This is a genomic window from Nocardiopsis sp. MT53 (assembly GCF_019598965.1).
Classification (GTDB): domain Bacteria; phylum Actinomycetota; class Actinomycetes; order Streptosporangiales; family Streptosporangiaceae; genus Nocardiopsis; species Nocardiopsis changdeensis.
Genome location: NZ_CP080599.1, coordinates 306,464 through 332,201, shown reverse-complemented (window position 1 = coordinate 332,201; position 25,738 = coordinate 306,464). Strand labels below are relative to the sequence as shown.

Below are 25,738 nucleotides of genomic sequence, written 5' to 3'. Positions count from 1 at the left end.
CACCAGGGGTTTTTCACGGGCGCAGCCGCAGCCCCCTGGGGGTGGCGTGGAACCCGGCGGACACCAGAGCGGCGTCCAGCGGCGTCCCGAACACCTCGGCCCCGTCGGCCCGCTCCACCGTCACCGTGCCCAGCGCGCCGGTGCGCACCACCTCGGCCAGGGCGGCCGCGGCCCTGGCCAGCTCGTGCGGGGAGGCCCCCAGGGTGAGCGCGGAGCGCCCGCCCCGGCCCGTGTAGAGGGTGGGCCGCCCGTCGTCGACCACCACCACGGCACCCGCCGTCCGCGCCGGGCGGCCGCCCTCGCCCGCCTCCGGCCAGGGCAGTTCGCGGCCGAACGGGTTGGCCGGGTCGTCGGCGGCCAGCACCACCGGCGCCACCGCCCCGCCCCGGTTCTCCCCGGCCAGCGCCCGCAGGCGGTCCACCGCGCCGGGCAGGGCGAACTGGGCGCCGCCCAGCCCCGCCACGAAGTAGCCGCGGCGCACCCGCCCGGCCTCCTCCATCGACCGCAGCACCCAGTACTCGTCCGGGGAGATGCCGCCGCCCTGCCAGCCCTTGACCAGCAGGCCCTGCCGCTCCAGCCGGGCCTGCACCGACGCCAGGACCCGCCGGGTGGGGTCGGGCTCCCGCTCGGGCAGCACCGACCAGCGGCCCGCCGCCGTCGGCGGCCCCGACCGGGTCGGCAGCACCGCCCGCGGGGCCCGGCCCGGCCGCGGCCTCCGCGGGGGCCGCACCGGGTCGCCGGCGCCCAGGAGGGCGCGCACCGGGGCCAGGGTGTCGTTGGCGACCACGCCGTTCCAGACCAGCGACCACAGCGCCGCCACCAGGTCGGCGTCCGAGGGGGCGCCGATCCCGCCGTCGCGGGTCACCCGGTCGGCGAGGTCGCGGAAGAACAGCGCGCCGCCCTCGCGCAGCGCGGACAGCACCGCGTGCTCCGGCGAATCCGGCTCGGGGAGCACCGGGGCGGGTGCCAGCTCCGCCGCCTCGTCCGCGGGGAGCAGGACGATCCGGCCGTCCCCGCCGGGCAGCGGACCGGCGCCCGCCCATACCACGTCCCCGGCCTGGGTGAGCTCGTCCAGCATCCGCGGCTCGTAGCCCTCCACCCGGGAGGGCAGCACCAGCGACTCCAGCGCCGAGGCCGGGACGGGCGCTCCGCGCAGCGACTCCACCGCCTCGAACACCGCGTCCGGCCCGCGCCACCGCTCGCCGGGCACCGCCCGCTGCCAGGCCGGGGCGAACCGGGCCAGCGCCGCCGGGTCGACCGGCTCCACCTCCGCCCGCAGCCGGGCGATCGACCCCCGCCGCAGGCGGCGCAGCACGTCGGCGTCGCACCACTCCGTCCCGGTGCCCCCGGGGCGGAACCCGCCCCGCGAGACCCGCCCCTCCCGGGCCAGCACCCGCAGCATCCCGGCGACGGCCTCCTCGCCCAGGCCCAGCCGGGCGGCGGCCGCGGCGGTGGTGAACGGCCCGTGCGTGCGCGCGTACCTGGAGACCAGGTCGCGCACCGGATCGGCCGCGGGCTCCAGCAGCGCCCGCGGGACCCCCGGGGCCGCCGGCACCCCCAGCGCGTCCCGCAGCCGCGCGACGTCCTCCACCGCGCACCACCGCTCCACCGGCCCGCCCCCGTCCGGGGCGGGCGCCGCCGGGCCGGGCCCGGCCGCGTCGCCCCCGGCGGGCGCGGGCGGCTCCACGGCGCCGGGCAGCGGCATCCGCACCGCGCGGCCCTCCTCCTCCAGGGCGGCCAGCCACTCCGCGCGCACGCCCCGGGCGGCGGCCTCCGCCGTCGTCAGCGGCCCCAGCTCCCGCAGCAGGTCGGCCGCGGCCTCCCCGTCGCGCACCGGGGCGGCGGTGCGCTGGAGCAGGCCGTCCACCTCCGCCACCACCCCCGGGTCCAGCAGGTCCCGCAGGTCGGTGCGGCCCAGCAGGTCCGACAGCAGCGACGGGTCCAGGGCCAGAGCCCCGGCGCGCGCCTCGGCGGCCGGGGCGTCCCCCTCGTACAGGAACGCCGCCGTGTACTCCATCAGCAGCGACCGGGCGAACGGCGAGGCCCGGTCGGTCTCCACCTCCACCACGCGCACGTCGCGCGAGCGCACCCCGCGCAGCACCTCCACCAGCGCGGGCACGTCGAACAGGTCCTGCAGGCACTCGCGCGCCGTCTCCAGCACGATCGGGAACGACCCGTAGCGGCCCGCCACCGACAGCAGGTGCGAGGCGCGCAGCCGCTGCTGCCACAGCGGCATCCGCCGGTCCGGCCGCTGCCGCGGCAGCAGCAGCGCCCGGGCCGCGCACTCGCGGAACCGGGACGCGAACAGCGCCGACCCGGTCAGCTCGTCGGTGACCACCGCCTCCACGGTCTCGGGGTCCACCGCCACCAGCTCGGCCAGCACCCCCGGTTCGTCCAGGCCGCCCACGGTGTCGGGCAGGTTCAGCACGATCCCGTCGTCCCCGTGCAGCACCCGGCTCTCCACCCCGTACCGCTCCCGGATCCGCGCGGCGACGGCCAGCGCCCAGGGGGCGTGCACGCGGTCGCCCAGCGGCGAGTGGACCACCACCCGCCGGTCGCCCACCTGGTCGCGGAACCGCTCGATGACCACCGTGCGGTCGTCGGGGACGTGACCGGTCGCGTCCCGCTGCTCGCCGACGTAGGCCGCCAGGTTGCGGGCCGCCCACGGGTCCAGCCCCGCGAACTCCGCCGCCGCCTCCCGCGGCGCCTCGCCCAGCCTGCGCACCGCCGCGCCGATGGCCCGGCCCAGTTCCACCGGGCGGCCCTGGGCATCGGCCTTCCAGAACGGCATCCGGCCCGGCCGGCCCGGGGCCGGGGAGACCAGCACCCGGTCGGCGGTGATCCCCTCGATCCTCCAGGTGGTGGAGCCCAGGACGAACACGTCGCCCACCCGGGACTCGTACACCATCTCCTCGTCCAGCTCCCCGACCCGGGTCGGGCCCACCCGTCGCCCTCCACCACCCTCAACGGACGCCTTCGGCGCGGTCCCTCCTTCTCGTCGCCCTCCACCACCCTCAACGGACGCCTTCGGCGCGGTCCCTCCTTCTCGTCGCCCTCCACCACCCTCAACGGACGCCTTCGGCGCGGTCCCGTCCTGTTCCGCGCCCTCCGCGCCGGCCAGGTGCACCGTGTACATGCCCCGGTCGGGGATGGTGCCCCCGGCGACCACCGCCAGCCGCTGGGCGTCGGGCCGGGCCCGCAGGACGCCCTCCCGGCGGTCCCACACCAGGCGGGGCCGCAGCTCGGCGAACTCGTCGGAGGGGTAGCGGCCCGACAGCATGTCCAGGACCGACTCCAGCACGCTGTCGGCCAGGTCGGAGAACGGGGCGGCCCGCCGCACCACCGCGGCCAGCTCCGCCACCGGCCACTCGTCCATCGCGACCATCGCGACGATCTGCTGGGCCAGCACGTCCAGCGGCGACCGGGGCATGCGCAGCGGTTCGATGTCGCCCGCGCGCATCCGCTCCACCGCCACCGCCGTCGTGAGCAGGTCGCCCCGGAACGCCGGGAGGAACACCCCGCGCGAGGTACCGCCCACCTGGTGCCCGGCCCGCCCCACCCGCTGGAGCCCGGACGCCACCGACGGGGGCGCGGCCACCTGCACCACCAGGTCCACCGCGCCCATGTCCACACCCAGCTCCAGGCTGGAGGTGGCCACCACGCAGCGCAGCCGCCCCGCCTTGAGGTCGTCCTCGACCACCGCCCGTTCGGCCTTGGACATCGACCCGTGGTGGGTGCGGGCGATGACCGGCGCGGCGCCCCGGCTGCTCCCGGACTGGGCGATGACGAGCGCGGGCACCTCCGCGGGCGGCAGGTCGGCGCCGTGGCGCTCGGCGTACAGGTCGTTGAGGCGGGCGCACAGCCGCTCCGCGGTCCGCCGGCCGTTGGTGAACACGATGGTGGACCGGTGCTCCTCCACCAGGTCCAGCACCCGGCGCTCCAGGTGCGGCCACAGCGAGCCGGCGCCGGCCGGGGGACCCGCGGCCGGAGGGGCGCCCGCGGGGGAGGCGTCCGCCGGGACCGGGGGACCGGGGGCCTTCGGCGGCTCCACCTCCGCGCCGGTCTCCTCCGGGTCCCCGGGACCCAGGGCCCGGGGCGGCGGGGGCAGGTGGGGCTCCTCCATGTCGAACACCGGCACCGCCACGCTCAGGTCCAGGTGCGGCGCGTCCGGCGGCGCCACGATCGCGGCGCCGCCCAGGAACTCCGCGACCGTCTCCGCCGGGCGCACCGTCGCCGACAGGCCGATCCGCAGGGTGCGCCGGTCCACCAGCTCCTCCAGCCGCTCCAGGCTCAGGGCCAGGTGGGCGCCGCGCTTGGTGCCCGCCAGGGCGTGCACCTCGTCCACGATCACCGTCTCCACCCCGGCCAGCCCCTCGCGGGCCCGCGAGGTCAGCACCAGGAACAGCGACTCGGGGGTGGTGATGAGGATGTCCGGCGGCCGGGTGGCCATCCGCCGCCGCTCGTCCGCCGGGGTGTCGCCGGTGCGCACGCCCACCGACACCGGGGACACCGGGGCGCCCGACTCCGCGGCGGCCGCCGAGATGCCCGCCAGCGGGACGCGCAGGTTGCGCTCCACGTCCACGGCCAGCGCCTTGAGGGGAGAGACGTACAGCACCCGGCACCGGCGGGCCGGGTCCTCGGGGACCGGGGAGGAGAGCAGGCGGTCCAGCGACCACAGGAACGCCGCCAGCGTCTTGCCCGACCCGGTCGGGGCCACCACGAGGGTGTCCTCCCCGCCCGCGACCGACGCCCAGGCGCCCTCCTGGGCCGGGGTCGGTCCGCCGGGGAAGGCGCGTTCGAACCAGGCCCGGGTGGCGGGCCCGAAGAAGGACGGTGTCATCCGTTCAGTCTGCACCCCGGGGGCGACGATTCCGGGGAGGCGGCCTGTGGACGACGGCCGACACCGGAGCGGGGGATCGACGATACTGGGGCCGATGAGACTGACTGTTTTCTGGCACAACATGTACGAGCAGTTCGGCGAGGCGTACGCGCAGAGCCTGGCCAAGGACTACGTGATCGAGGGGCTGGGCTCGCGCACCGTCGAGGGGGCGCTCGCCGACGGGGTCGCGGCCAAGGAGGTCTGGCGGGCCGTCTGCGACGCGTTCGACCTCCCGGCCGCGGCGCGCTGACCACAGGGGAGAAGAGGGGGGACGCGTTCGCGCGTTCGAACGGAAATCGAACAGGGGTTCGGGTAGGCTGGGTTTTCCACAGGCCGACGCCGGACATCGCGATTGTCGGACCGACCGCGTAGCGTCGTGCGCATCATGAAGAAGAAGGCATCGACCCAACAGGGGTATCCCGTGGCATCTGGAGACCGAGAGAAGGCTCTCGAAACCGCCCTCGCGCAGATCGAGCGGCAGTTCGGCAAGGGCTCCGTCATGCGCCTGGGCGACGACGACCGTCCGCCCATCGAGGCCATCCCCACCGGGGCGATCGCCCTCGACGTGGCGCTGGGCATCGGCGGCATCCCGCGCGGCCGGATCATCGAGGTGTACGGCCCCGAGTCCAGCGGTAAGACCACCGTCGCGCTGCACGCGGTGGCCAACGCGCAGCGGCTGGGCGGCATCGCCGCGTTCGTCGACGCCGAGCACGCGCTGGACCCCGAGTACGCCAAGAAGATCGGCGTCGACACCGACAACCTGCTGCTGTCCCAGCCGGACACCGGCGAGCAGGCGCTGGAGATCGTCGACATGCTGATCCGCTCCGGCGCCGTCTCCATCATCGTCATCGACTCCGTGGCGGCCCTGGTGCCCCGCGCCGAGATCGAGGGCGAGATGGGCGACAGCCACGTCGGCCTGCAGGCCCGGCTCATGTCGCAGGCGCTGCGCAAGATCGCCGGCGCGCTCAACCAGACCGGCACCACCGCGATCTTCATCAACCAGCTCCGCGAGAAGGTCGGCGTGATGTTCGGCTCCCCGGAGACCACCAGCGGTGGCCGGGCGCTGAAGTTCTACTCGTCGGTGCGCCTGGACGTGCGCCGCATCGAGACCCTCAAGGACGGCACCGACGCGGTCGGCAACCGCACCCGCGTCAAGGTCGTCAAGAACAAGGTCGCGCCGCCCTTCAAGCAGGCCGAGTTCGACATCCTGTACGGGGTGGGCGTCTCCCGCGAGGGCAGCCTCATCGACCTGGGCGTGGAGCACGGCATCGTGCGCAAGTCGGGCGCCTGGTACACCTACGACGGCACCCAGCTCGGCCAGGGCAAGGAGAACGCGCGCAACTTCCTGCGCGACAACTCCGACATCGCCAACGAGGTCGAGAAGAAGATCAAGGAGAAGCTGGGCGTCTCCACCGGCGACGACAGCGCCTCGGGTCCGGAGGACCCCAAGGCCGCGGCCGCCGACAAGGCCCCTGCCGACAAGACGGTCCCCGCCGCGGCTCCGGCGGCCGCCGACAAGGCCCCCGCCAAGAAGGCCCCGGCCAAGACCACCACCGTCAAGGCGCCCGCGACGGATGCGTGAGGCCGACACCCCGCCGGACGGCGACGGCCCCGACGCCGCGCCGTCGTCCGGCGGGGAGAAGGCACTGAACAGGGCCCGCACCCTGGCCCTGCGGATGCTCGCGCACAAACCGCGCACCGCCGCGCAGCTGGAGGCCGGCCTGCTCCGCCGCGGCCACGAGGAAGAGGTCGTGGCCGTGGTCATGGAGGAGTGCACGCGGGCCGGACTGGTGGATGACGCCGTCTTCTCCCGCGCCTGGGTGAGCTCGCGCCACCACGGCCGGGGCCTGTCCCGTGCCGCGCTCACCCGTGAGCTGCGCACCCGCGGTGTGGCCGAGGAGACCGTGCGCGACGCGGTCGCCGAACTCGGCGACGAGGAGGAGGCGGCCGCCGCCCGGGCCCTGGCCCGGCGCAGCCTCTCCGGCAGCCGCGGCCGCGAGCGCGAGACCCGCGTCCGCCGCGCCCTGGGCGTCCTGGCCCGCAAGGGCTACGGCGGCGGCCTGTCCTACCGGATCGTCCGCGAGGAACTGGAGGCTGAGGGCCTCGACCTCGACCCGGACTTCCCGGAGTGAGTCTCACCCCGGTGTACGAGACGCACGCCACCACGACCGACAAAGAGGCGGGCACCGCCACGGGGCGGGGACCCGGAGAGCCCTCCCCGCCGGGCCGGGGACAGGCGCGCGAGCTGGGCGCGCGCCGGGGGAATGAGCACTTCGACGCGGTCTTCGCCTCAGACCCGGCCCGTGCGGTCGAGACCGCGCGCCTGGCCTTCCCCGGCCGCCGTCTCCACCGCGACCGGCGGTCGCGGGAGTGCGACCACGGTCGGTTTCGTGACGGAGGAGGCGACATGACCGAGGAGGTCGTCCCGATCCTGCGGGTGGCCGACGCGGAGGCGGCGGCGCGGTGGTACACGCGGCTGGGGTTCGCGTTCGGCTGGGAGCACCGGTTCGAGCCGGGGTTCCCGGCGTTCGTCGAGGTGCGCCGGGGGCGGGTCCGGCTGTTCCTGTCGGAGCACGAAGGAGACGCGCGACCGGACACCCTGGTCTATCTGCGGCTGAACGACATCGACGCCGTGGCCGCCGAGTTCGGCGTCCCGGTGGAGGAGGCGCCGTGGGGCCGCGAGCTGGAGCTGCGCGACCCCGACGGCAACCGGCTGCGCATCGGCGTCCCGACCGACTGAGCGGTCAGGCCTCGGGGGTCCGGGCGGCCGGCCCGGCGACCGGCGCCGCGGCGTCCGGCTCCGGGGCGGGCTCCCCGCCGGGGGCCTCCGCGCCGTCCGGCGGGGCCTGGACTGGCTCGGGTTCGGGCTCCGGTTCGGGTCGCGGGGCGGGCGGCTCGGTGGCGAGCTCCAGCGGCGGCGCGTCCGACGTGAACCCGAACACCCGCGCGTACAGCGCCAGCTCGGCCTCCAGCGACTCCCTGCGCGCCTTCTCCCCGGTGAACCCGTGCGCCTCGCCCTCGAACTCCACCAGCGCGTACGGCACCTTCCGCCCGCCCAGCGCCGTCGCCATGGCGAACGCCTGGTCCGGGGTCACCACCGGGTCGTCCAGGCCCTGGAGCAGCAGCACCGGCACGTCGATCTCCGAGGCCAGGTTGATCGGCGAACGCTCCCGGTAGCGCTCCACGAACCCCGGCAGCAGGCCCACCAGCGTGTCCAGGAACCGCGACTCGAAGTCGTGGGTGGTGCGCACCAGCCCCAGCAGGTCGGTCACCCCGAAGTAGGACACCCCGCAGGCGAACACGTCCCCGGTGACCGCCACCAGCGCCGTGTACCCGCCCGCGCTCGGCCCGCGCACCGCCAGCCGCTCCGGGTCGGCCTCGCCCCGCTCCACCAGGGCCCGGGCCACCGCGGTGACGTCCTCGACGTCCACCACGCCCCACTCCTTGTGCAGGCGCTTGCGGTAGGAGCGCCCGTACCCGGTGGACCCGCCGTAGTTGACGTCCACCACGCCGATGCCCCGGCTGGTGAAGTACGCCTTGAGGGGGTCGAACGCGGTCGTGGCGTGCGACACCGGGCCGCCGTGCACCCACACCGCGTACGGCGCGGGTCCCGCCTCCGTGTGCTCCGGGTGGGTGGGCGGGTAGACGTTGGCGTGCACCGGCGCCCCGTAGCGGCCCGGGAACGTGGCCTTGCGGGGCACCGGCAGGTAGGCGGTGTCGGGGACCGACTCCATCGACCCGCGCAGCACCTCCACCCGCCCGGTGGCCGGGTCCAGCCGGACCAGCGACTGCGGGACGGTCGGCGAGGCCGCCACGCCCACGACGGTGCGCCCGTCGGTGTCGAGCATCGACCACGACGTCAGGTCGGTGTCCACCGGGGCCAGGTCCAGGGTGTCGGGGTCGTACACGCCCGGCGCCATGTCGGCGTCGCCGTGCAGCGCCACCACCTTCCCCGAGTCCAGCACGCAGAACGACCGGTCGCCCAGCCGCCCCGGCGGGGAGTGGAACTCCTCCTCGGCCGGGTACAGCGCGATCGCCGGGCCGGTGAGCCCCACCTGGTACAGGTTCCAGAAGCCCGGCCAGTCCGAGGCCGCGTACAGGGAGGTGTCGTCGATCCACACCGGGGAGACCACCGACTCCTCCGAGGAGCCCTTGAGCGTGTACTCGCCGGTCAGCCCGTCCCCGTCGAACAGGCCCATCCGCAGCTCGGTGCCGTCCCAGGGCATCTTGGGGTGGTTCCACCGCACGTACGCCAGCCTGGTCCCGTCCGGAGAGGGGGTGGGGGAGGCGTAGAAGTCGGCGCCCGAGACGATCTCGCGCACGGCGGACGGGTCGGAGGCGCCCCGGCCCGACAGCGGCACCGACACGATCGACCGCCGCACCGTGCCCTGGGAGTGCTGCTCGCGCACGCACAGGACGCTGCGGCCGTCGGGCCCCAGCGTCGGCTCCGCGTAGCGCAACGCCGCGGGCCCGTCCGGTTCGGGGGTGAGCGGGACCGGCGCGGCGGCGCCGTGCTCCAGCAGGTACAGGCGCTGGTCGGGGGAGTTGACGAAGACGACGCCCATGCGCACCAGCGCCTTGTCGTCGCGCCGGGGCACGGGGCGGAAGGCCCGGCCCCCGTACTCGTGCACGCGGCTGCCCACGCTCCACGGGGCGGCCAGCAGCTCGGTCAGGGTGCCGTCGGCGCCGCGCCGCATGATGGTCCGGCGGCCTTCCTCGGGCCGGCTCTCCTCCCACCACACCTCGTCGCCCACCACGGAGGGGAAGGCGAGGGCGCGCACCCCACGGGCGACGTCGGCGGCGCTGATGGGCGATGGCCAGGAGCCGTGGCTCGACAGTTCAGACATATCCCGCTCAGGATGGGTCGTGGGGTGTATCCGATGACATGTCGACCTTAGTCCTCGCGGGGCCGCGTGTGCAGTCCCGCCGGATCCCGTATCCGTCTTGTGAGGGTCCGCCCGACCCGCCGGGGCGGGAACGCCGACGGCCCCGTCCACGGGGTGGACGGGGCCGTCGAACGGGTGCCGGGGACTAGGGCTTCTCGGGCCCAGCCGTGCCGTCGGGCCCCTCGGCGGGGCCCTCCGCGGCGGCCGCACCGGCGGCCGTCCCGGTGGCGTCGACCGCGGTCGGGGCGCCGCCGGCCGCGGTGGGCCGGGCCGAGGCCCGGCCGCGCCGGGCGTTGCGGCGCTCCAGCCAGATCGCCAGCCGGCTCAGGGCGATGTTGATGATGATGTAGATGATCGCGCAGATGATCGCCGCCGGGATCACGTTGCTCTCCCGGGTCGCCAGCAGCGTGAAGCTGCGCAGCAGCTCCGGGAAGGCGACGATGTAGCCGAGCGCGGAGTCCTTGAGCAGGACCACCAGCTGGGCGACGATCGCCGGCATCATCGACGTGATCGCCTGCGGGATCAGGATCTGCCACATCGTCTGCGTCCGGGTCATGCCGATGGCCTGGGCGGCCTCGGACTGGCCCTTGGGCACCGCCAGGATGCCCGCCCGGAACACCTCCGCCAGCACCGACCCGTTGTACAGGGTCAGGCCGGTGACGACCGCGGCCAGCGCGGTCACCTGGAAGGTGCCGGTCGGGATGTTGAACACCTGCCAGGCGACGATCGGCAGCGCCATGGTGAAGAAGATCAGCATCAGCAGCGGGATGCCGCGGAAGAACTCCACGACGGCCCCGGCGGGGATGCGGATCCAGGCGTGCTCGGACATCCGGCCGATACCGAAGACCAGGCCGAACACGACGGCCAGCACCGACGCGGTCAGTGCCGCGGTCAGGGTGTTCTGCAGACCGGGGATGACGTAGCCGGTCCACGTGTCGGGCCGCAGGAACGGCTCCCACATGTCGGCCGCCCACTGGCCGTCCGGGTTGACCGCCCAGGTGGCCGCCGAGAACAGCGGCCCCTCCCGGTCGGTCAGGGTCCGGTTGAACCCCAGGTACAGGACGGCCAGGCCGACCAGGGCCAGGAGCACGGTCAGGACCGTGTAGAGGACGTTGCGCCGCCGTGCGCGGGGGCCGGGGGCGTCGAAGAGGACCGAGGTCTGGGCGCTCATCGGACCACCGCCACGCGCTTGGACAGCCAGCCGAAGAAGTAACCCGTCGGCAGGGTCAGGATCAGGAAGCCGATCGCGAACCCGACGAAGGTCGGCAGGACCGGCGCGATGCCCTGGTCGAACATGAGCTTCATCTGCCGGGACGCCTCCTGGACGCCCAGCCCCGCGACGGAGGCGACGGTCGTGTTCTTGGTGAGCGCGATGAGCACACTGCCCAGCGGGCCCACGACGGTGCGCAGTGCCTGGGGGATGACGATCAGGCGGAGGTTCTGGGTGAAGGTCAGACCCAGGGAACGGGCTGCTTCGACCTGTCCGAGCGGGATGGTGTTGATACCCGACCGCAGGGATTCGGAGACGAAGCAGGAGGTGTAGGCGGACAGTCCGATGACCGCCCACCAGAACACGTCAAGGGCGACGGTGTCGCTGAAGCTCAGCCCCAGGGCGCTGTTGAGGCCCAGGCCGCAGAAGAGCAGCACCAGGGTCAACGGTGTGTTCCGGACACCCTCCACGTAGGCGGTGGACAGGCCGCGCAGCAGCGGGACGGGGGAGACCCGCATCGCGGTGAGCAGGATGCCCAGGATGAACGAGAACAGGGCGCTGAGGAGGGTGAGCCGGACGGTCCATGAGAAACCGTCGACAACCCTGTCGATATTGCTGAGAAAGGCTTCCATGGGTCCCAGCCGGTCAAGGGCCGGGAGGTGGCGCCGGGACGTCCCGGCCCCACCTCCCGGACGGGGTCAGATGGCGGACTTACTCGCAGGTGTCGAGCGCGGGCTGGGTCTCCTCGAAGGCGAAGTCGGTCTCACCGAAGGCCGTCTCCAGGTACTCGGTGGCCGCGCCCTCCTCCCACATCTTGGTGATGGCCGCGTTGACCTGCTCGCAGAGGTCGGTGGAGCCCTCGGGCATTCCGACGCCGTACTTCTCCTCGCCGAACGGGTTGTTGACCATCCGGTACTCGCCCGGGTTCTGGGCGGCGAAGCCCGCGAGGATGGTGTTGTCGGTGGTCACCGCGTCGACGGTGCCGTTGCCGAGCAGCTCCAGGCACTCGGAGTAGTTGCCGGCCTCGCGCAGCTGGGCGTCGACGCCCAGGCCGCCGTCCTCCTCGGAGTCGACGATGTTGTTGGCCGAGCGGGAGCCGGAGGCCGAGCACAGGGTCTTGCCCTCGAGGTCCTCGGGGCCGTTGATGTCGGTGTTGTCGGCCTGGGTCAGGATGTCCTGCTGGGCGATGTAGTACGGGCCGCCGAAGTCCACGACCTGGCGGCGCTCGTCGGTGATCGAGTAGGTGGCGAAGATCAGGTCGACGGTGCCCTGCTGGAGGAAGGACTCGCGGTTGGCGGAGGCGGCCTCGGTCCACTCGATCTGGTCCGGGGTGTAGCCGAGCTCGCCGGCGACGTAGGTGGCGACGTCCACGTCGAAGCCGACGGGGGTGCCGCCCTCGTCCAGGCCCAGGCCCGGCTGGTCGTACTTGACGCCGATGGTGATGGTGTCGCCACCGCCGTTGCCCTCGCCGCCGCCTTCGCCGCCCTCGCCGCCGACCTCGGCGGTGCCACAGGCGGTGAGGGCGAGCGCCAGGGCCGCGGCGCTGCCCAGAGCGGTGCTGATGCGACGGACTCGCATTGGGGATACCTCTTCCTTGAGATGCGTGCGAAGCTCATGGCCCGGTGGGCCGGGGGGACTGCTAGTGGGTCAGGATCTTCGAGAGGAAGTCCTGGGCCCGCTCCGACTGCGGGTTGGTGAAGAACTCGTCGGGCGTGTTCTCCTCGACGATCTCGCCGTCGGCCATGAACACGACCCGGTTGGCGGCGCGGCGGGCGAATCCCATCTCGTGGGTGACCACGACCATGGTCATGCCCTCGCTCGCGAGGTCGGTCATGACGTCGAGGACCTCCTGGACCATCTCCGGGTCCAGGGCGGAGGTCGGCTCGTCGAAGAGGATGACCTTCGGATTCATCGCCAGGGCACGGGCGATGGCCACGCGCTGCTGCTGTCCGCCGGACAGCTGCGCCGGGTACTTGTGGGCCTGGTTGCCGATACGGACCCGCTCCAGCAGTTCCATGCCGCGGGCCTCGGCCTCGCCCTTGGGCTTGCGCAGCACCTTCATGGGTCCCAGCGTCACGTTCTGCAACACGGTCTTGTGCGCGAACAGGTTGAAGGACTGGAACACCATGCCCACGTCGCTGCGCAGGCGCGCGAGCGCGCGGCCCTCGGCCGGGAGCGGCTGTTCGTCGAGGGTGATCACGCCGGAGTCGATCGTCTCCAGGCGGTTGATCGTGCGGCACAGTGTCGACTTGCCGGAACCGGACGGCCCGATGACGACTACCACCTCGCCGGAGTTAACCGTCAGATTGATGTCGCGGAGCACGTGCAGGTCGCCGAAGTGCTTGTTGACGTTCTCCAGCACGACGAGAGGAGTTGAGGTCATGGTCGGAACCTAGTGGGTCGATGTTGCGGTGTCATCACTAAAAACGTGGGCCGCAAACGGAGTGGCTGAGTTGTTACGGCGTGATCGATGAAACCGTTATGCGGACGGAGCGTAGGTACGCGTTTCGTCACTCACTGTACTGGAATCGTTTCCAGCCGTTCTGGAGGCCGCATTGTTCGGTCACCAGAAGACAGCACCTTTCTCGCAGTTCATGTGTCCGATATCCGTTCGACAGGTCACTAAACCGGTTCCGGGGTGCGGGGTGCGGAGAGTGACCCCCTCCGCGGCGGCCTTGGGCGGTCCGCGACACCGGATAGCCTGAGGACGTGAGCCAGAGTCGTACCTACCAAGTGCGGACCTACGGCTGCCAGATGAACGTCCACGACTCCGAGCGCCTCTCCGGTCTGCTGGAGGACGCTGGGTACGCGCGCGCAGCCGAGGACACCACCGCGGACATCGTCGTCTTCAACACCTGTGCGGTCCGGGAGAACGCGGACAACCGCCTGTACGGCAACCTCGGGCACCTGCGCCCGGTCAAGGACGCCAACCCCGGCATGCAGATCGCCGTGGGCGGCTGCCTGGCGCAGAAGGACCGCGGTGAGATCGTCCGGCGCGCCCCCTGGGTCGACGTCGTGTTCGGCACCCACAACATCGGTTCCCTGCCGGCCCTGCTGGAGCGCGCCCGCGTCCAGAAGGAGGCGCAGGTCGAGATCGCGGAGTCGCTGGAGCACTTCCCCTCCACGCTGCCCAGCCGCCGCGAGTCGGCGTACGCGGCGTGGGTGTCGATCTCGGTCGGGTGCAACAACACCTGCACCTTCTGCATCGTCCCGGCGCTGCGCGGCAAGGAGCAGGACCGCCGCCCCGGCGACATCCTCGCCGAGGTGCGGGCCCTGGTCGCCGAGGGCGTCAGCGAGATCACCCTGCTCGGCCAGAACGTCAACGCCTACGGCAGCGGCTTCGGCGACCGGCAGGCGTTCTCCAAGCTGCTGCGCGCCTGCGGTGAGATCGAGGGGCTGGAGCGGGTCCGCTTCACCTCCCCGCACCCGCGCGACTTCACCGACGACGTCATCGAGGCGATGGCGCAGACCCCCAACGTGATGCCGCAGCTGCACATGCCGCTGCAGTCGGGGTCCAGCCGCGTCCTCAAGGCGATGCGCCGCTCCTACCGCCAGGAGCGCTTCCTGGGCATCGTGGAGAAGGTGCGCGAGGCCATGCCGCAGGCAGCCATCACCACCGACATCATCGTGGGCTTCCCCGGCGAGACCGAGGAGGACTTCGAGGAGACGCTGCACGTGGTCCGCGAGGCCCGCTTCGCGGCCGCGTTCACGTTCCAGTACTCCAAGCGCCCCGGCACCCCCGCCGCCACCATGGACGGCCAGGTGCCGCCGGAGGTCGTCAAGGAGCGCTACCAGAGGCTGGTCGACCTCCAGGAGCAGATCTCCTGGGAGGAGAACAAGAAGCTGGTCGGCACCGAGGTCGAGCTGCTGGTCGCCGAGGGCGAGGGCCGCAAGGACGGCGAGCGCCGCCGCCTGTCCGGCCGCGCCCCCGACAACCGCCTCGTGCACTTCGCCGTGGGCGACGCCGAGGAGCCCCGGCCCGGCGACGTGGTGACCGTCGAGGTCACCTACGCCGCGCCGCACCACCTGGTGTCCGACTCCGGGGTGCGCGACCTGCGCCGCACCCGCGCCGGGGACGCCTGGGCCGCCCGCAACGGCGAGCCCGTCGCGGACCGCAGGCCCGAGGTCCTGCTGGGCATGCCGCGCGTCGGCAGGCCCGCCGAGCAGCCCGCCCCCGTCGGCGGCTGCGACCTCGTCTGACCCGAGGAGTGGAACGGCCCCGGTGCGCGAGCACCGGGGCCGTCGCCGTCCCCGGACCGGTCGGCCCCGGGGCTCGGCCTCCAGGTCTGCGAAGTCCATCGGCAGGCCGGGCGCCCCGTAGGTCGTTGGGCCGGGGGTGCGGGCCGGGGCGTGGCGCCGCCCCGGCCCGCACGTCCTAGAGCAGCACGTACAGGTCCTCGAACCGCACGAACGCCAGGTTGGGCTGGCGCACCGGCGGGCGCGCGGGGTCCAGCGCCAGCCCGGGGAAGGCGGCCAGCAGCGCGGCGAGCGCCTCCTGCCCCTCCGCCCGGGCCAGCGCCGCGCCCAGGCAGTAGTGGAGCCCGTGCCCGAAGGCCAGGTGCGCCTCGCCGGGCTCGCCCCGGTGCCGGGTGATGTCGAACCGCTCCGGCTCGGGGTGCACCCGGGGGTCGCGGTTGGCCCCCGCGGCCATGGCGATCACGGCGGTGCCCGCCGGGATGGTCGTGGTGGACAGCTCGACGTCCTCGGTGGCGAACCGCGGCCGGGTCTGGAACACCGGGCCGCACCAGCGCAGCATCTCGTGGACCGCCGACGGCATCAGGCCGGGGTCCTCCCGCAGCGCGGCCAGCTGGTCGGGGTGGGTGAGCAGGGCGTGGGTCCCGTTGGCGATGAGGTTGGCGGTGGTCTCGTGACCGGCGACGACCAGGGTGATGATCATCGTGATCAGCTCCTCCTCCGAGAGCCGGTCGCCGTCCTCGTCGCGGACCCGGACCAGGTCGCCGAGCAGGTCGTCGTACTCGTGCTCGCGGTGCAGCGCGATGAGGCGCCGGGAGGCGTCCACCAGGGAGCCGACCGTCCCGTTCATCTCCTCCAGGTCGGAGAACTTGAACGAGGTGAGGGTGTGCCCCCACTCCCGCCAGGGCGCCCGCTCCTCCTCGGGCACCCCGAGCAGGTCGCAGATGACGGCGATCGGCAGCGGGTAGGTGAAGTGGTCGACCAGGTCCACGGACGCGCCCTCGGCGCGGTCGGGCAGGCCGGCGATGAGCTTCTCGGCGATGGCGCGGATGCGCGGGCGCATCGCCTCGATCCGGCGCACGGTGAAGGTGCGCGAGACCAGCTTGCGCAGCCGGACGTGGTCGACCCCGTCCTTGTCCAGCAGGCCCTCGCTGATGTGGGTGATCAGTTCGGGCCGCATGCCCATGGCCAGCAGCAGTTCCGGCCGGGACGGCACCGTCCGCTCGCCGGGCAGGTTCTCGGCGTTGACCACGAACCGGCGGTCGCTCAGGATGGTGCGGGCGTCGGCGTCGTCCACGACCAGCCGCATCTCCATGCCGCCCATGGTGGCGCGGGCCCGCGGTCCGGCGGCGCGGACGCGCTCCAGCAGTTCGACGTGGTCGAGGTCGGCCGGCGGGGCCGTCAGTTCGAACAGGGTCTGAGTGCTCATGTGCCCTCCCGGGCGTTCACTCGGTGGATGGGAGGTACTCCTCCAGCGCCTTGCGCGCCCACCCCATGAGCCCCTCGAACAGGGCGAGGACCTCGGGGCGGGCGGCGAGCAGCGCGTCGGGGTCGGCGTCCTCCTCCAGGCTCCGCCGCACGGACTCGCCGAGGATGTCGGCGCGCACCCGCGCTTCGGGGACCGGGTAGGACTGCCGGGACAGCAGGGGCGGTGCGACCAGCCCGCCCAGGACGGACGAGACGAACAGGTAGTTCTGCTCCTCGACCGGTCGGTCGGTGCGCAGCAGGCCGTGCCCGCGCAGGACCGTGAAGTACTCCTGCATCACGCGGGCCCGCAGGCCGATCAGCCCGCTCTGGGTGGTGCCGACCGTTTCGACGATGCCGCCCAGGGTCTGCGGGTCGCGGGCGAGGATGGCCTTGACCAGCGGGGTCTCGTGCTGTGTCAGGTAGATCCAGCGGGCGGTGGCCCCCGGCATGATCGCCGCGGGGTCGGTTCTCATGGCCTCGATGAGCCGGGTGCCGACCTCCAGCTGGACCCGGACCACGACCAGCCCGAACAGCACCTCCTTGGTGGGGAAGTGCAGGTAGACCGTGCCCTTGCCGACACCCGCCCGGCGGGCCACGTCCTCCATGGTGATTTTGCCGTAGCCCAGCGAGAGGAGTAGTTCGCCCGCGGCGTCGAGGATGCGCACCGCTCGGCGGGCGCGTTCGGCGTCGCGGGGGGTTCCTGCGGTCGTGACCACTGTCGCTCCTGTGGCTCGGGGAATGTCGGGAGACCTGTCGGCCCATGCCCTCATGTTCCCGCACCCCCGATCCGTGGTCGCGCGATCCGTGACCGCGTGACCAGATTTCAAATCTGGTCACGCAGTCAAAAATAGGCCGTCGCGGTGCCCCTGGCAAGCCCCCGTCCCGGCGGGAGGGGCGCGGGAGGCGAGGGGGGAGGAAGGGGCGGAAAAGAAAGCGGGGGCGTGCCTTCGGGCACGCCCCCAGGTGTTCCGGTCGCGGTTACAGGTTCCGCGGGACCATCGTCGCGATGTCCACCAGCGCCTCGCCGGGCTCGTCGCCGGTCGCCGACAGTGCCGTGTCCACCTGGTGCAGCGCCCGCTCCACCAGGTCGGGCGCGTCGTAGGACAGCCAGCGCACCCGCGGGTCGCGGCGGAACCACGACTCCTGCCGCCGGGCGAACCGGCGGGTGGCCTGGGCGGTCGCCGCCCGCGCCTCCTCCTCCGACAGCTCCCCGTCCAGCTGCGCCAGCGCCTGGGCGTACCCCAGCGCCTTGGACGCGGTGCGGCCCTCGCGCAGCCCCAGACGGTCCAGCTCGCGGACCTCGTCGACCAGGCCCTGCTCCCACATGCGGTCCACCCGCAGGTCGATACGGGGGTCCAGGTCCGGGCGCGGGGAGGTCAGACCGATCTGCGTGCACGGGTAGAACGACGCGTGGTCGGGCATGGTCGCGGTGAACGGCCGCCCGGTCAGCTCGATGACCTCCAGCGCCCGCACGATCCGGCGCCCGTTGCCGGGCAGGATCGCCCGCGCCGCCGCCGGGTCGGCCTCGGCCAGCCGGGCGTGCAGCACCCCCGGCCCCACCTCGGCCAGCTCCGCCTCCAGCCGGCCGCGCACCTGCGGGTCGGTGCCGGGGAACTCCAGGTGGTCCAGGACCGCCCGCACGTACAGCCCGGAGCCGCCCACCAGGATCGGCAGGACGTCCCGGTCGGCGCAGTCCTCCACCAGCTCGCGCGCCAGCGTCTGGTAGCTGGCGACGTCCGCGGGCTCGGTGACGTCCCAGATGTCGAGCAGGTGGTGGGGCACGCCCCGCCGCTCCTCCCATCGGAGCTTGGCGGTGCCGATGTCCATCCCCCGGTACAGCTGCATGGAGTCGGCGTTGATCACCTCGCCGCGGCGCCCCGTGCGCTCCTCCAAGCGCAGGGCCAGCTCCACTGCCAGGTCGGACTTGCCCACGGCGGTCGGACCCACGACCGCGATCACCTTGATCATCCCCCCAGCCTAAGCGGCCCGTGGGCGTCGCCGGGCACGTGCGGGCACTACGCTGGGCGCATGCGATTCGCCAAGGGCCACGGAACCGAGAACGACTTCGTGATCCTCCCCGACCCCGACGGGGAGCTCCGCCTCACGGAGGCGGACGTCCGCCTGCTGTGCGACCGGCGCGCCGGGATCGGCGGCGACGGCATCCTGCGCGTGGTGCGCACCCGGCTCCTGGGCGAGGCGCTCGCCCCGTCCGCCCGGACCGCCGAGCGCACCGAGTGGTTCATGGACTACCGCAACGCCGACGGCAGCATCGCCGAGATGTGCGGCAACGGGGTGCGGGTGTTCGCCCGCTACCTGCGCCACGCCGGGCTCGTGGACGCGGACCGGTTCGAGGTCGGCACCCGCGACGGGGCCAAGGAGGTCACCGTCGAGGCGAACGGCGACATCACCATAGACATGGGCCGCGTGGAGCGGCTGGGCACCTCCGCGGCCCGGCTGGCCGACCGCACGGTGGAGGGCGTCCGCATCTCCGTGGGCAACCCGCACCTGGCCTGCGAGGTGTCCGCGCCGGTCGCCGAGGTGGACCTGCGTACCCTGCCGGCGCTGGACCCCGAGGCGTTCCCCGCCGGGGCCAACGTCGAGGTGTACAACGAGGAGGCCCCGGGCGTGCTGCGGATGCGCGTGTACGAGCGCGGCGCCGGGGAGACCCGCTCCTGCGGCACCGGCATCGTCGCCGCCGCGGCGGCCGCCACCCCGCCCGGGGAGGGCGCCACCTGGCGGGTGCGCGTCCCGGGCGGCGAGTGCACCGTGTTCCTCGACGCCGACGGTGCCCGCCTGCGCGGGCCGGCCGTCATCGTGGCCGAGGGCGAGACCTCCCTGCTCTGACCCGCCTCAGCCGTCTCCCAGCAGGCTCCGCACGGACAGGCCGCGCAGGGAGGCGTCCAGGACCCGGGCGGTGTGCGCCACCGCCATCGGGGTGCCCGCCCTCTCCAGGGCCGAGGCGACCTGCAGCGAGCAGCCGGGGTTGCCCGACACCAGCAGCCGGGCGCCGGTCGAGGCTGCGTCGGCGGCCTTGCGGTCGCCCAGCTCCCGGGCCGGTTCGGGGTTGAAGAGGTTGTAGACGCCCGCCGAGCCGCAGCAGATCTCCCTGTTCGGCAGGTCGGACAGCGTGAGCCCGGGGATGCCCGCCAGCAGCGCGCGCGGCTGGCGGGTCACGCCCTGGCCGTGGGACAGGTGGCAGGCGTCGTGGTAGGCCGCGTGCAGCGGCAGCGGGTGGCGTTCGGCCACCGGCCCCAGGTCCACCAGGAACTCGGTGAGGTCCACGACCTTGGCGGCGAACGCCCGGCCCCGCCGCACCAGGGAGTCGTCGGCCCCGGCCTGGGACAGCACCCGCTCGGCGTGGCGCATCCCCGAGCCGCAGCCCGCCGAGTTCACCACGATCCGCTCCACGCCGGCGCGCTCGAACGCCCCGATCAGCGCTTCCAGGAACCCCGCCGCCTCGGCGCCCCGCCCGGCGTGGCCCGAGAGCGCGCCGCAGCAGCCCTGGTCGCGGGGGACGACCACGTCGCAGCCCTCCAGCGCCAGGATCCGCGCCGTCGCGGTGTTCACGTCGGGGAAGAACGCGTCCTGCACGCAGCCCAGCAGCATCCCCACCCGGGCCCGCGCCCGGCCCACCGCCGGGACCAGTTCGGGGAGGGCGGGCGGCGGGGCCGACAGCGGCGGGGCGACGCGCTCCATGGTGGCCAGCGCGGGGGAGACCCGGTCCAGCAGCCCGGACCGGCGCACCAGCGCGGACGCCCCCGACGCCTGGTAGGCGCGCAGGGGGCCGCGCAGCATGCGCAGCCGCCGCCGGTGGGGGAAGAGCGCGAACACCGCGCCGCGCAGCGCCCGCTCGGGCAGCGGCCTCCGGTGCTCCTCCTCCACCCGGACCCGGGTGCGGTCGATGAGGGCGTCGTAGGCCACCCCCGAGGGGCAGGCGGTCACACAGGCCAGGCAGCCCAGGCAGTTGTCGAAGTGGCCGACGGCGGCCTCGGTGAGCACGTCGTCGTGGGTCTGCGCCATGAGGTGGATGCGCCCGCGCGGGGAGTCCATCTCCTGCCCCCACAGCACGTGGGTGGGGCAGGTGGGCAGGCAGAAGCCGCAGTGCACACAGTCGCCCAGCAGCTCCTCGAAGGGGCGGTCGGCGGCGGGGTCGGGCAGGTCGGTCACGGTCATTCCTCCCTGGGGGTGTGCGGGGCGCCGGTTACGAAGCGCCCGGGTGCCATGCGGTGGCCGGGGTCCATGGCGTCCTTGACCGCGCGCATCACCGCGAGTCCGGGCACCTCGCCCCACAGGTCGATGCCCGCCGCGTGCAGGTGCTCCTCCGCCCGGACGACGGTCGCGGTCCAGCCGGAGTGGGAGCGGAGCCCCTCCAGGAGCACGGTGACGGCGGCCACGGAAGCGCCCGGCGGGACGGCGGTGACCAGCGTCCCGGCCCGCGCCGACCCGGTGGTGCGCACGTCGGTGTCCACGGCCCCGCCCAGCTCGGCGGCGCGGGCCGCGGCCGCGGCGGCCTCCGCCGGGGGCACGGACAGGCGGATCAGGGTGCCCTCGGCCGGCAGCAGGCCCCAGTCGTCGGGGAGCCGGTCGGCCACCCGCACCTCCTCGGCGGGCAGCCCGGGGGCCAGGGACTCCAGCAGCCCGGCGGCACGGGAGTCGACGCCCTCGGGGGTGCCCTCCAGCACGACGCGCAGGCGCGACCGCCCCTCCACGGGCCAGTCGAGTTCCACCGCGGCGGGCACGGCGTGGCTCGCCCGCAGCACGGTGAGGCGGCGTTCGGCGTGGGCGAGGGAGGGCAGCGGCAGCTCCAGCAGCCGCAGCGCCGGGGGCAGGGGGTGCAGGCGGAAGGCGGCGGAGGCGATGACCCCGAGGGTGCCGTACCCGCCGACGTGCAGCTTGGCGAGGTCGTAGCCGGCGACGTTCTTGACCACCCGGCCGCCGCTGCGCGCCATGACCCCGTCCGGGCGCACCACCGTCATGCCGATGACCAGGTCCCGCAGCGCTCCGGTGAGCAGTCGCCGCGGCCCCGACAGGCCGGTGGCCAGCAGCCCGCCCACGGTCCCCCCGGCACGGACCGGGTCGACCGACAGGCGCTGGCCCGCCTTCGCGAGCACCGCCGAGAGCTCGGCCACCGGCGTGCCCGCGCCGACCTCCACCACCAGGTCGCCCGCGTCGTGGTCGATCCGGACCAGCCCTCCGGTGTCCACCAGCAGGTCGGCGGAGGCCGGCCGGCCTCCCCAGTCCAGGGCGGTGCCGCCGCCGCGGACGGCCACCGACCACCCGTTCCGGGCCGCCTCCGCCAGCAGCCCCGCCAGTCCGTCCACGTCCCGCGGGCGCGCCGCGCGCGCCGGGACGACGCCGCACACGGCGTCCTCCGGCCCGCCCGGGCGGACGCCCTCGATCCCCTGCCGCGTCACACCGGTCCCTTCGCTCAGAACTGCTCGGCCCGACCCGACTCCACCAGCGGGTGCACACCCGTGCGCACGCCCGGCCTCTCCCCGCACAGGCGCGGGGTGGGCAGCAGCTTGTACGGGTTGGCGATGCCCTCCGGGTCCAGGGCCCTCCGGAACAGGTCGAAGGTCGCCAGGTCGTCGGGGGAGTACATGCGCGGCATCTTGCACGCCTTGTCCACGCCCACCCCGTGTTCGCCGGTGATGGACCCGCCGTGCTCCACGCACAGGTCGAGGATGGCCCCCGATACCTCCTCGGCGCGTTCGCCCGCCCCGGGTTCGGCGTCGTCGAACAGCACCAGCGGATGCAGGTTGCCGTCCCCGGCGTGGAACACGTTCGCGACCCGGATGCCGCTCTCCTCCGACAGCTCGGTGATGCGGCGCAGCACCTCGGACAGGGCGGTGCGGGGCACCACCCCGTCCTGGACGATGTAGGAGGGGCTGATCCGGCCCACGGCGGCGAACGCCGACTTGCGGCCCTTCCAGATCCGGGCCCGCTCGTCGGCGTCGGCGGCGGTGCGGGTCTCGAACGACCCCGCGGCCGCGCACAGCCGGGTCACCTCGGCGAGCTCGGCCTCCACCTCGGCGGCAGGGCCGTCCAGCTCCACGATGAGCACCGCCGCGGCGCCCGCCGGGTAGTCGCAGGCCACGGCGGCCTCGGCGGCCTCGATCGCCAGGGCGTCCATCATCTCGATCGCCGAGGGCAGCACCCCGGCGGCGATGATGTCGCCGACCGCGCGCCCGCCCGCGTCCATGGAGGTGAACGCCGCCAGCAGGGTGACGGTCCGCTCGGGCAGCCGGGTCAGGCCCACGGTGATCCGGGTGGCGACGCCCAGGGTGCCCTCGGATCCGATGAACGCGCCGATGAGGTCGTGGCCGGGCGCCTCGGAGGCCTTGCCGCCCAGGCGGACCAGGGCGCCGTCGGGGGTGACCACGTCCAGTCCGCGCACGTGGTTGACGGTGAACCCGTACTTGAGGCAGTGCGCGCCCCCGGAGTTCTCGGCGACGTTGCCGCCCACCGAGCACACCTGCTGGCTGGAGGGGTCGGGCGCGTAGTAGTAGCCGTACGGCGCGGCGGCCCGGCTGACGTCGAGGTTGGTCACCCCGGGCTCGACCACGGCGCACTCGTTGTCGGGGTCGACCTCGACGATGCGGCGCATGCGGGAGGTGGTCAGCAGCACGCCCTCGGGGTGGGGGAGCGCGCCACCGGACAGTCCGGTGCCCGCCCCGCGGGGGACGAACGGCACCCCGGTCTCGGCGCACAGCCCCACCACGGCGGCGACCTGCTCGGCGGTGGTGGGCAGCACCACCACACCGGGGACCTCGCGGTGGTGGGTGATGCCGTCGCTGTCGTAGACGCGGCGCCGCGAGGCGTCGGTCAGGACGCCGTCCTCGCCGCAGATCTCCCGCAGGCGGGGGACGAGCGCGGCCACGGCGGCCGGGATCGGGTCGGCGGTGTCGGGCATGGCGCCTCCCGGGCTGTCGGCGCGGGTGCGGTCAGACCTCTGTGTGGACGGCCCCGCGAGGGAAAACTACGGCCGTGTGGCCCGAGACACAAGAGGGGCGTGCGGAATTTCTCTTTCGTTGGGCGGAATGTGCCGTCGGTGAGGTACACGCAGGGGCGGCGGTCCGGAGGGACCGCCGCCCCGTGGGCCGGTGGCCCGGGCCGCCGCGGGGCGGCCTCCCGGTGGGAGGCCGCCGGATGCGGGGCGCGGGGCCCGGTGCGTCCTACGGCATGCGCTCGTAGGCGGGCAGGGTGAGGAAGTCGATGTACTCGTCGGCCAGCGCGACCTCGGAGAACAGCTCCTTGGCCTGCTTGTACAGGCCCTCGTCGAAGGCGGCGCCCTGGGACTCGCGGATGGCCGCCAGCTCCTCGTCGATGATCCGGGTGACCAGCTCGGCGGTGACCTCGGGGCCGTCGTCGAGGGTGATGCCGTTGTGCAGCCACTGCCAGATCTGGGAGCGGGAGATCTCGGCGGTGGCGGCGTCCTCCATGAGGTTGTGGATCGCCACCGCGCCGTTGCCGCCCATCCAGGCCGCCAGGTACTGCAGCGCGACGTTGATGTTGCCCCGCAGGCCCGCCTGCGTGACGCCGCCCGGGGTGCGGTCCACGGCCAGCAGGTCGGCCGCGGTCACCTCGACCTCGGGGCGCTGCCTGTCGATCTGGTTGGGCTTCTCGCCCAGGACGCCGTCGAAGACCTCCATGGCGATCGGCACCAGGTCGGGGTGGGCGACCCAGGAGCCGTCGAAGCCGTCGCCGGACTCGCGGGACTTGTCGTCGCGGACCTTGGCGAAGGCGACCTTGTTGACCTCCTCGTCCCTGCGGGAGGGGATGAACGCGGCCATGCCGCCGATGGCGTGGGCGCCGCGCTTGTGGCAGGTCTTGACCAGCAGCTCGGTGTAGGCGCGCATCATCGGCGCGGTCATGGTGACGGCGTTGCGCTCGGGCAGCACGAAGGCCCGGCCCCGGGTGCGGTGCGTCTTGATGATGCTGAACAGGTAGTCCCAGCGGCCGGCGTTCAGGCCCGCGGAGTGCTCGCGCAGCTCGTAGAGGATCTCCTCCATCTCGAACGCGGCCGGGATGGTCTCGATGAGGCAGGTGGCGCGGATGGTGCCGCGGGGGATGCCGAGGCGCTCCTGGGCCAGGACGAAGATGTCGTTCCAGAGCCGGGCCTCCAGGTGGCTCTGCATCTTGGGCAGGTAGAAGTACGGGCCCTTGCCCTTGTCCAGCTGGCGCTGCGCGCAGTGGAAGAAGTAGAGGGCGAAGTCGACGATGCCGCCGCTGGTGCGCTGGCCGTCGACGAGGATGTGCTTCTCGTCCAGGTGCCAGCCGCGCGGGCGGACCACGATGGTGGCCAGCTCCCCGTCGTCCTTCAGGGCGTAGGTCTTGCCCTGCGGGGAGGTGAAGTCGATGGTGCGGTCCAGGGCGTCGCGCAGGTTGAGCTGCCCCTGGATCATGTTCTCCCACAGCGGGGTGTTGGCGTCCTCGAAGTCGGCGAGCCACACCTTGGCGCCGGAGTTGAGCGCGTTGATGGTCATCTTGCGCTCGGTAGGGCCGGTGATCTCGACGCGGCGGTCGGTGATGCCGGGGGCGGGCGGGGCGACCCGCCAGGAGTCGTCCTCGCGGATGTGCTTCGTCTCGGGGAGGAAGTCGAGGTCGGTACCGGAGGCGACCTGCTCCTCACGGACCCTGCGCGCGGCCAGGAGCTCCTGGCGGCGCTCCTCGAAGGCGCGGTGCAGCTCGGCGACGAGGGCGAGCGCCTCGTCGGTGAGGATCTCGTCGAACCGGTCGTTGAGGGGGCCGGTGATCTCGACCCCGTGGGTGGCGCCCATGGCAAACCTTCCGCAATACGAAACAAGCTTCTGGGATGTGGAAAACGCTACCGTTGTCGATGAGGCGGGGTCAACGCAGCCCCCACCCTGCATGACTACGAAGTTTCGCACAGCGTGAAGCTTGTTGAAAATTCTCTGATAACTTCCGCGGTTCTTGTGTCCAGGCCGATAGAAGGCATTTGAGGACCCCGCGACGGCAGAGTGTCTTCCGCCACGTGGCCTGCGATAATTCAGGTGCCCCGCCGGGAAGCGCGTGTCACCATCGACGGGGTGGTCCGCGCGGCGCGGACCGGGAAGAATCACCCCGGTGATCGCGTTGACC

Annotated in this window: 19 protein-coding genes and 1 pseudogene; 7 read left to right on the top strand and 13 right to left on the bottom strand. The window is 73.6% G+C overall.

What is annotated here, in order from left to right; all coding sequences use genetic code 11:
* Positions 1-13: 13 nt before the first annotated feature.
* Positions 14-4,840, bottom strand: coding sequence for a DEAD/DEAH box helicase (locus K1J57_RS01410; RefSeq protein WP_220562679.1), 4,827 nt, complete (start codon positions 4,838-4,840; stop codon positions 14-16).
* Between the two features lie 94 nt (positions 4,841-4,934).
* Between K1J57_RS01410 and K1J57_RS01405 the strand changes: the two genes are divergently transcribed.
* The 5 genes and pseudogenes from K1J57_RS01405 to K1J57_RS33265 all read left to right on the top strand — a co-directional run bounded on the left by K1J57_RS01405 (position 4,935) and on the right by K1J57_RS33265 (position 7,619).
* Positions 4,935-5,129 carry a DUF3046 domain-containing protein gene (locus K1J57_RS01405; RefSeq protein WP_220562678.1) on the top strand — a complete coding sequence of 65 codons (195 nt, stop codon included), beginning with the start codon at positions 4,935-4,937 and terminating at the stop codon, positions 5,127-5,129.
* A gap of 171 nt (positions 5,130-5,300) precedes the next feature.
* Complete coding sequence (recA, locus tag K1J57_RS01400; protein WP_220562677.1) at positions 5,301-6,461, top strand: recombinase RecA; 1,161 nt, start codon at positions 5,301-5,303, stop codon at positions 6,459-6,461.
* Entirely contained in the window at positions 6,454-7,011 is a 558-nt protein-coding gene (locus K1J57_RS01395) for a regulatory protein RecX (protein WP_220562676.1), read from the top strand. The genes recA and K1J57_RS01395 overlap by 8 nt, the downstream gene beginning before the upstream one ends.
* Positions 7,008-7,211, top strand: a pseudogene (locus K1J57_RS34115) (histidine phosphatase family protein); the annotation flags it as partial. The gene K1J57_RS01395 and the pseudogene K1J57_RS34115, both read left to right, overlap by 4 nt.
* Before the next feature lie 75 nt (positions 7,212-7,286).
* Complete coding sequence (locus K1J57_RS33265) at positions 7,287-7,619, top strand: glyoxalase superfamily protein (protein ID WP_255646775.1); 333 nt, start codon at positions 7,287-7,289, stop codon at positions 7,617-7,619.
* A 4-nt stretch (positions 7,620-7,623) separates the two neighbouring features.
* Here K1J57_RS33265 and K1J57_RS01385 read toward each other — a convergent pair whose 3' ends face one another.
* The 5 genes from K1J57_RS01385 to K1J57_RS01365 form a co-directional block, all read right to left on the bottom strand.
* Positions 7,624-9,726 (bottom strand): prolyl oligopeptidase family serine peptidase, encoded by a 2,103-nt coding sequence (locus K1J57_RS01385; protein WP_220562674.1) that lies wholly within the window; start codon positions 9,724-9,726, stop codon positions 7,624-7,626.
* A 184-nt stretch (positions 9,727-9,910) separates the two neighbouring features.
* The gene (locus K1J57_RS01380) at positions 9,911-10,936 is read right to left on the bottom strand and encodes an amino acid ABC transporter permease (RefSeq protein WP_220562673.1); all 1,026 of its coding nucleotides are present in this window, start codon (positions 10,934-10,936) and stop codon (positions 9,911-9,913) included.
* Positions 10,933-11,607, bottom strand: a complete 675-nt coding sequence (locus K1J57_RS01375) for an amino acid ABC transporter permease (protein ID WP_220562672.1) — start codon at positions 11,605-11,607, stop codon at positions 10,933-10,935. The genes K1J57_RS01380 and K1J57_RS01375 overlap by 4 nt, the downstream gene beginning before the upstream one ends.
* A gap of 79 nt (positions 11,608-11,686) precedes the next feature.
* Positions 11,687-12,553: a glutamate ABC transporter substrate-binding protein gene (locus tag K1J57_RS01370; RefSeq protein ID WP_220562671.1), complete on the bottom strand. Its 867-nt coding sequence runs from the start codon at positions 12,551-12,553 to the stop codon at positions 11,687-11,689.
* Positions 12,554-12,614: 61 nt separating this feature from the next.
* A complete protein-coding gene (locus K1J57_RS01365) occupies positions 12,615-13,358 on the bottom strand; it encodes an amino acid ABC transporter ATP-binding protein (RefSeq protein WP_220562670.1) in 744 nt (247 codons plus the stop codon).
* 371 nt (positions 13,359-13,729) lie between these two features.
* On the opposite strand from K1J57_RS01365, the gene miaB reads away from it, so the two are divergent.
* Entirely contained in the window at positions 13,730-15,175 is a 1,446-nt protein-coding gene (gene miaB, locus K1J57_RS01360) for a tRNA (N6-isopentenyl adenosine(37)-C2)-methylthiotransferase MiaB (protein WP_255647093.1), read from the top strand.
* 175 nt (positions 15,176-15,350) lie between these two features.
* Here miaB and K1J57_RS01355 read toward each other — a convergent pair whose 3' ends face one another.
* From K1J57_RS01355 to miaA, 3 genes are all read right to left on the bottom strand, one after another.
* Entirely contained in the window at positions 15,351-16,598 is a 1,248-nt protein-coding gene (locus K1J57_RS01355) for a cytochrome P450 (protein ID WP_220562669.1), read from the bottom strand.
* Positions 16,599-16,614: 16 nt separating this feature from the next.
* Complete coding sequence (locus K1J57_RS33920; protein ID WP_277615490.1) at positions 16,615-17,352, bottom strand: TetR/AcrR family transcriptional regulator; 738 nt, start codon at positions 17,350-17,352, stop codon at positions 16,615-16,617.
* Positions 17,353-17,614: 262 nt separating this feature from the next.
* On the bottom strand, positions 17,615-18,604 hold the full coding sequence (miaA, locus tag K1J57_RS01345) for a tRNA (adenosine(37)-N6)-dimethylallyltransferase MiaA (RefSeq protein WP_220562667.1): 990 nt from the start codon (positions 18,602-18,604) through the stop codon (positions 17,615-17,617).
* Positions 18,605-18,664: 60 nt separating this feature from the next.
* Here miaA and dapF point away from each other — a divergent pair, with 60 nt between their 5' ends.
* Positions 18,665-19,480, top strand: coding sequence for a diaminopimelate epimerase (dapF, locus tag K1J57_RS01340; RefSeq protein WP_220562666.1), 816 nt, complete (start codon positions 18,665-18,667; stop codon positions 19,478-19,480).
* 6 nt (positions 19,481-19,486) lie between these two features.
* On the opposite strand, the gene K1J57_RS01335 is transcribed toward dapF, so the two are convergent.
* From K1J57_RS01335 to aceB, 4 genes are all read right to left on the bottom strand, one after another.
* Positions 19,487-20,809, bottom strand: a complete 1,323-nt coding sequence (locus tag K1J57_RS01335) for a (Fe-S)-binding protein (protein ID WP_220562665.1) — start codon at positions 20,807-20,809, stop codon at positions 19,487-19,489.
* Positions 20,806-22,050 carry an FAD-binding oxidoreductase gene (locus K1J57_RS01330; RefSeq protein WP_220562664.1) on the bottom strand — a complete coding sequence of 415 codons (1,245 nt, stop codon included), beginning with the start codon at positions 22,048-22,050 and terminating at the stop codon, positions 20,806-20,808. Before K1J57_RS01330 ends, K1J57_RS01335 begins: the two co-directional genes overlap by 4 nt.
* Positions 22,051-22,064: 14 nt before the next feature.
* Positions 22,065-23,549 carry an FAD-linked oxidase C-terminal domain-containing protein gene (locus K1J57_RS01325; RefSeq protein ID WP_220562663.1) on the bottom strand — a complete coding sequence of 495 codons (1,485 nt, stop codon included), beginning with the start codon at positions 23,547-23,549 and terminating at the stop codon, positions 22,065-22,067.
* A gap of 262 nt (positions 23,550-23,811) precedes the next feature.
* The gene (aceB, locus tag K1J57_RS01320; protein WP_220562662.1) at positions 23,812-25,416 is read right to left on the bottom strand and encodes a malate synthase A; all 1,605 of its coding nucleotides are present in this window, start codon (positions 25,414-25,416) and stop codon (positions 23,812-23,814) included.
* Between the last annotated feature and the right edge of the window lie 322 nt (positions 25,417-25,738).

Bases quoted from the DNA above. Each gene is read 5' to 3' on its own strand.
- K1J57_RS01370 (WP_220562671.1), bottom strand. From the start codon at position 12,553: ATGCGAGTCCGTCGCATCAGCACCGCTCTGGGCAGCGCCGCGGCCCTG.
- K1J57_RS01365 (WP_220562670.1), bottom strand. From the start codon at position 13,358: ATGACCTCAACTCCTCTCGTCGTGCTGGAGAACGTCAACAAGCACTTC.
- dapF (WP_220562666.1), top strand. From the start codon at position 18,665: ATGCGATTCGCCAAGGGCCACGGAACCGAGAACGACTTCGTGATCCTC.
- miaA (WP_220562667.1), bottom strand. From the start codon at position 18,604: ATGATCAAGGTGATCGCGGTCGTGGGTCCGACCGCCGTGGGCAAGTCC.
- K1J57_RS01325 (WP_220562663.1), bottom strand. From the start codon at position 23,549: ATGCCCGACACCGCCGACCCGATCCCGGCCGCCGTGGCCGCGCTCGTC.
- K1J57_RS01405 (WP_220562678.1), top strand. From the start codon at position 4,935: ATGAGACTGACTGTTTTCTGGCACAACATGTACGAGCAGTTCGGCGAG.
- K1J57_RS01355 (WP_220562669.1), bottom strand. From the start codon at position 16,598: ATGAGCACTCAGACCCTGTTCGAACTGACGGCCCCGCCGGCCGACCTC.
- K1J57_RS01375 (WP_220562672.1), bottom strand. From the start codon at position 11,607: ATGGAAGCCTTTCTCAGCAATATCGACAGGGTTGTCGACGGTTTCTCA.
- K1J57_RS01335 (WP_220562665.1), bottom strand. From the start codon at position 20,809: ATGACCGTGACCGACCTGCCCGACCCCGCCGCCGACCGCCCCTTCGAG.
- miaB (WP_255647093.1), top strand. From the start codon at position 13,730: ATGAACGTCCACGACTCCGAGCGCCTCTCCGGTCTGCTGGAGGACGCT.
- K1J57_RS01410 (WP_220562679.1), bottom strand. From the start codon at position 4,840: ATGACACCGTCCTTCTTCGGGCCCGCCACCCGGGCCTGGTTCGAACGC.
- K1J57_RS01385 (WP_220562674.1), bottom strand. From the start codon at position 9,726: ATGTCTGAACTGTCGAGCCACGGCTCCTGGCCATCGCCCATCAGCGCC.
- K1J57_RS33265 (WP_255646775.1), top strand. From the start codon at position 7,287: ATGACCGAGGAGGTCGTCCCGATCCTGCGGGTGGCCGACGCGGAGGCG.
- K1J57_RS01395 (WP_220562676.1), top strand. From the start codon at position 6,454: ATGCGTGAGGCCGACACCCCGCCGGACGGCGACGGCCCCGACGCCGCG.
- aceB (WP_220562662.1), bottom strand. From the start codon at position 25,416: ATGGGCGCCACCCACGGGGTCGAGATCACCGGCCCCCTCAACGACCGG.
- K1J57_RS01380 (WP_220562673.1), bottom strand. From the start codon at position 10,936: ATGAGCGCCCAGACCTCGGTCCTCTTCGACGCCCCCGGCCCCCGCGCA.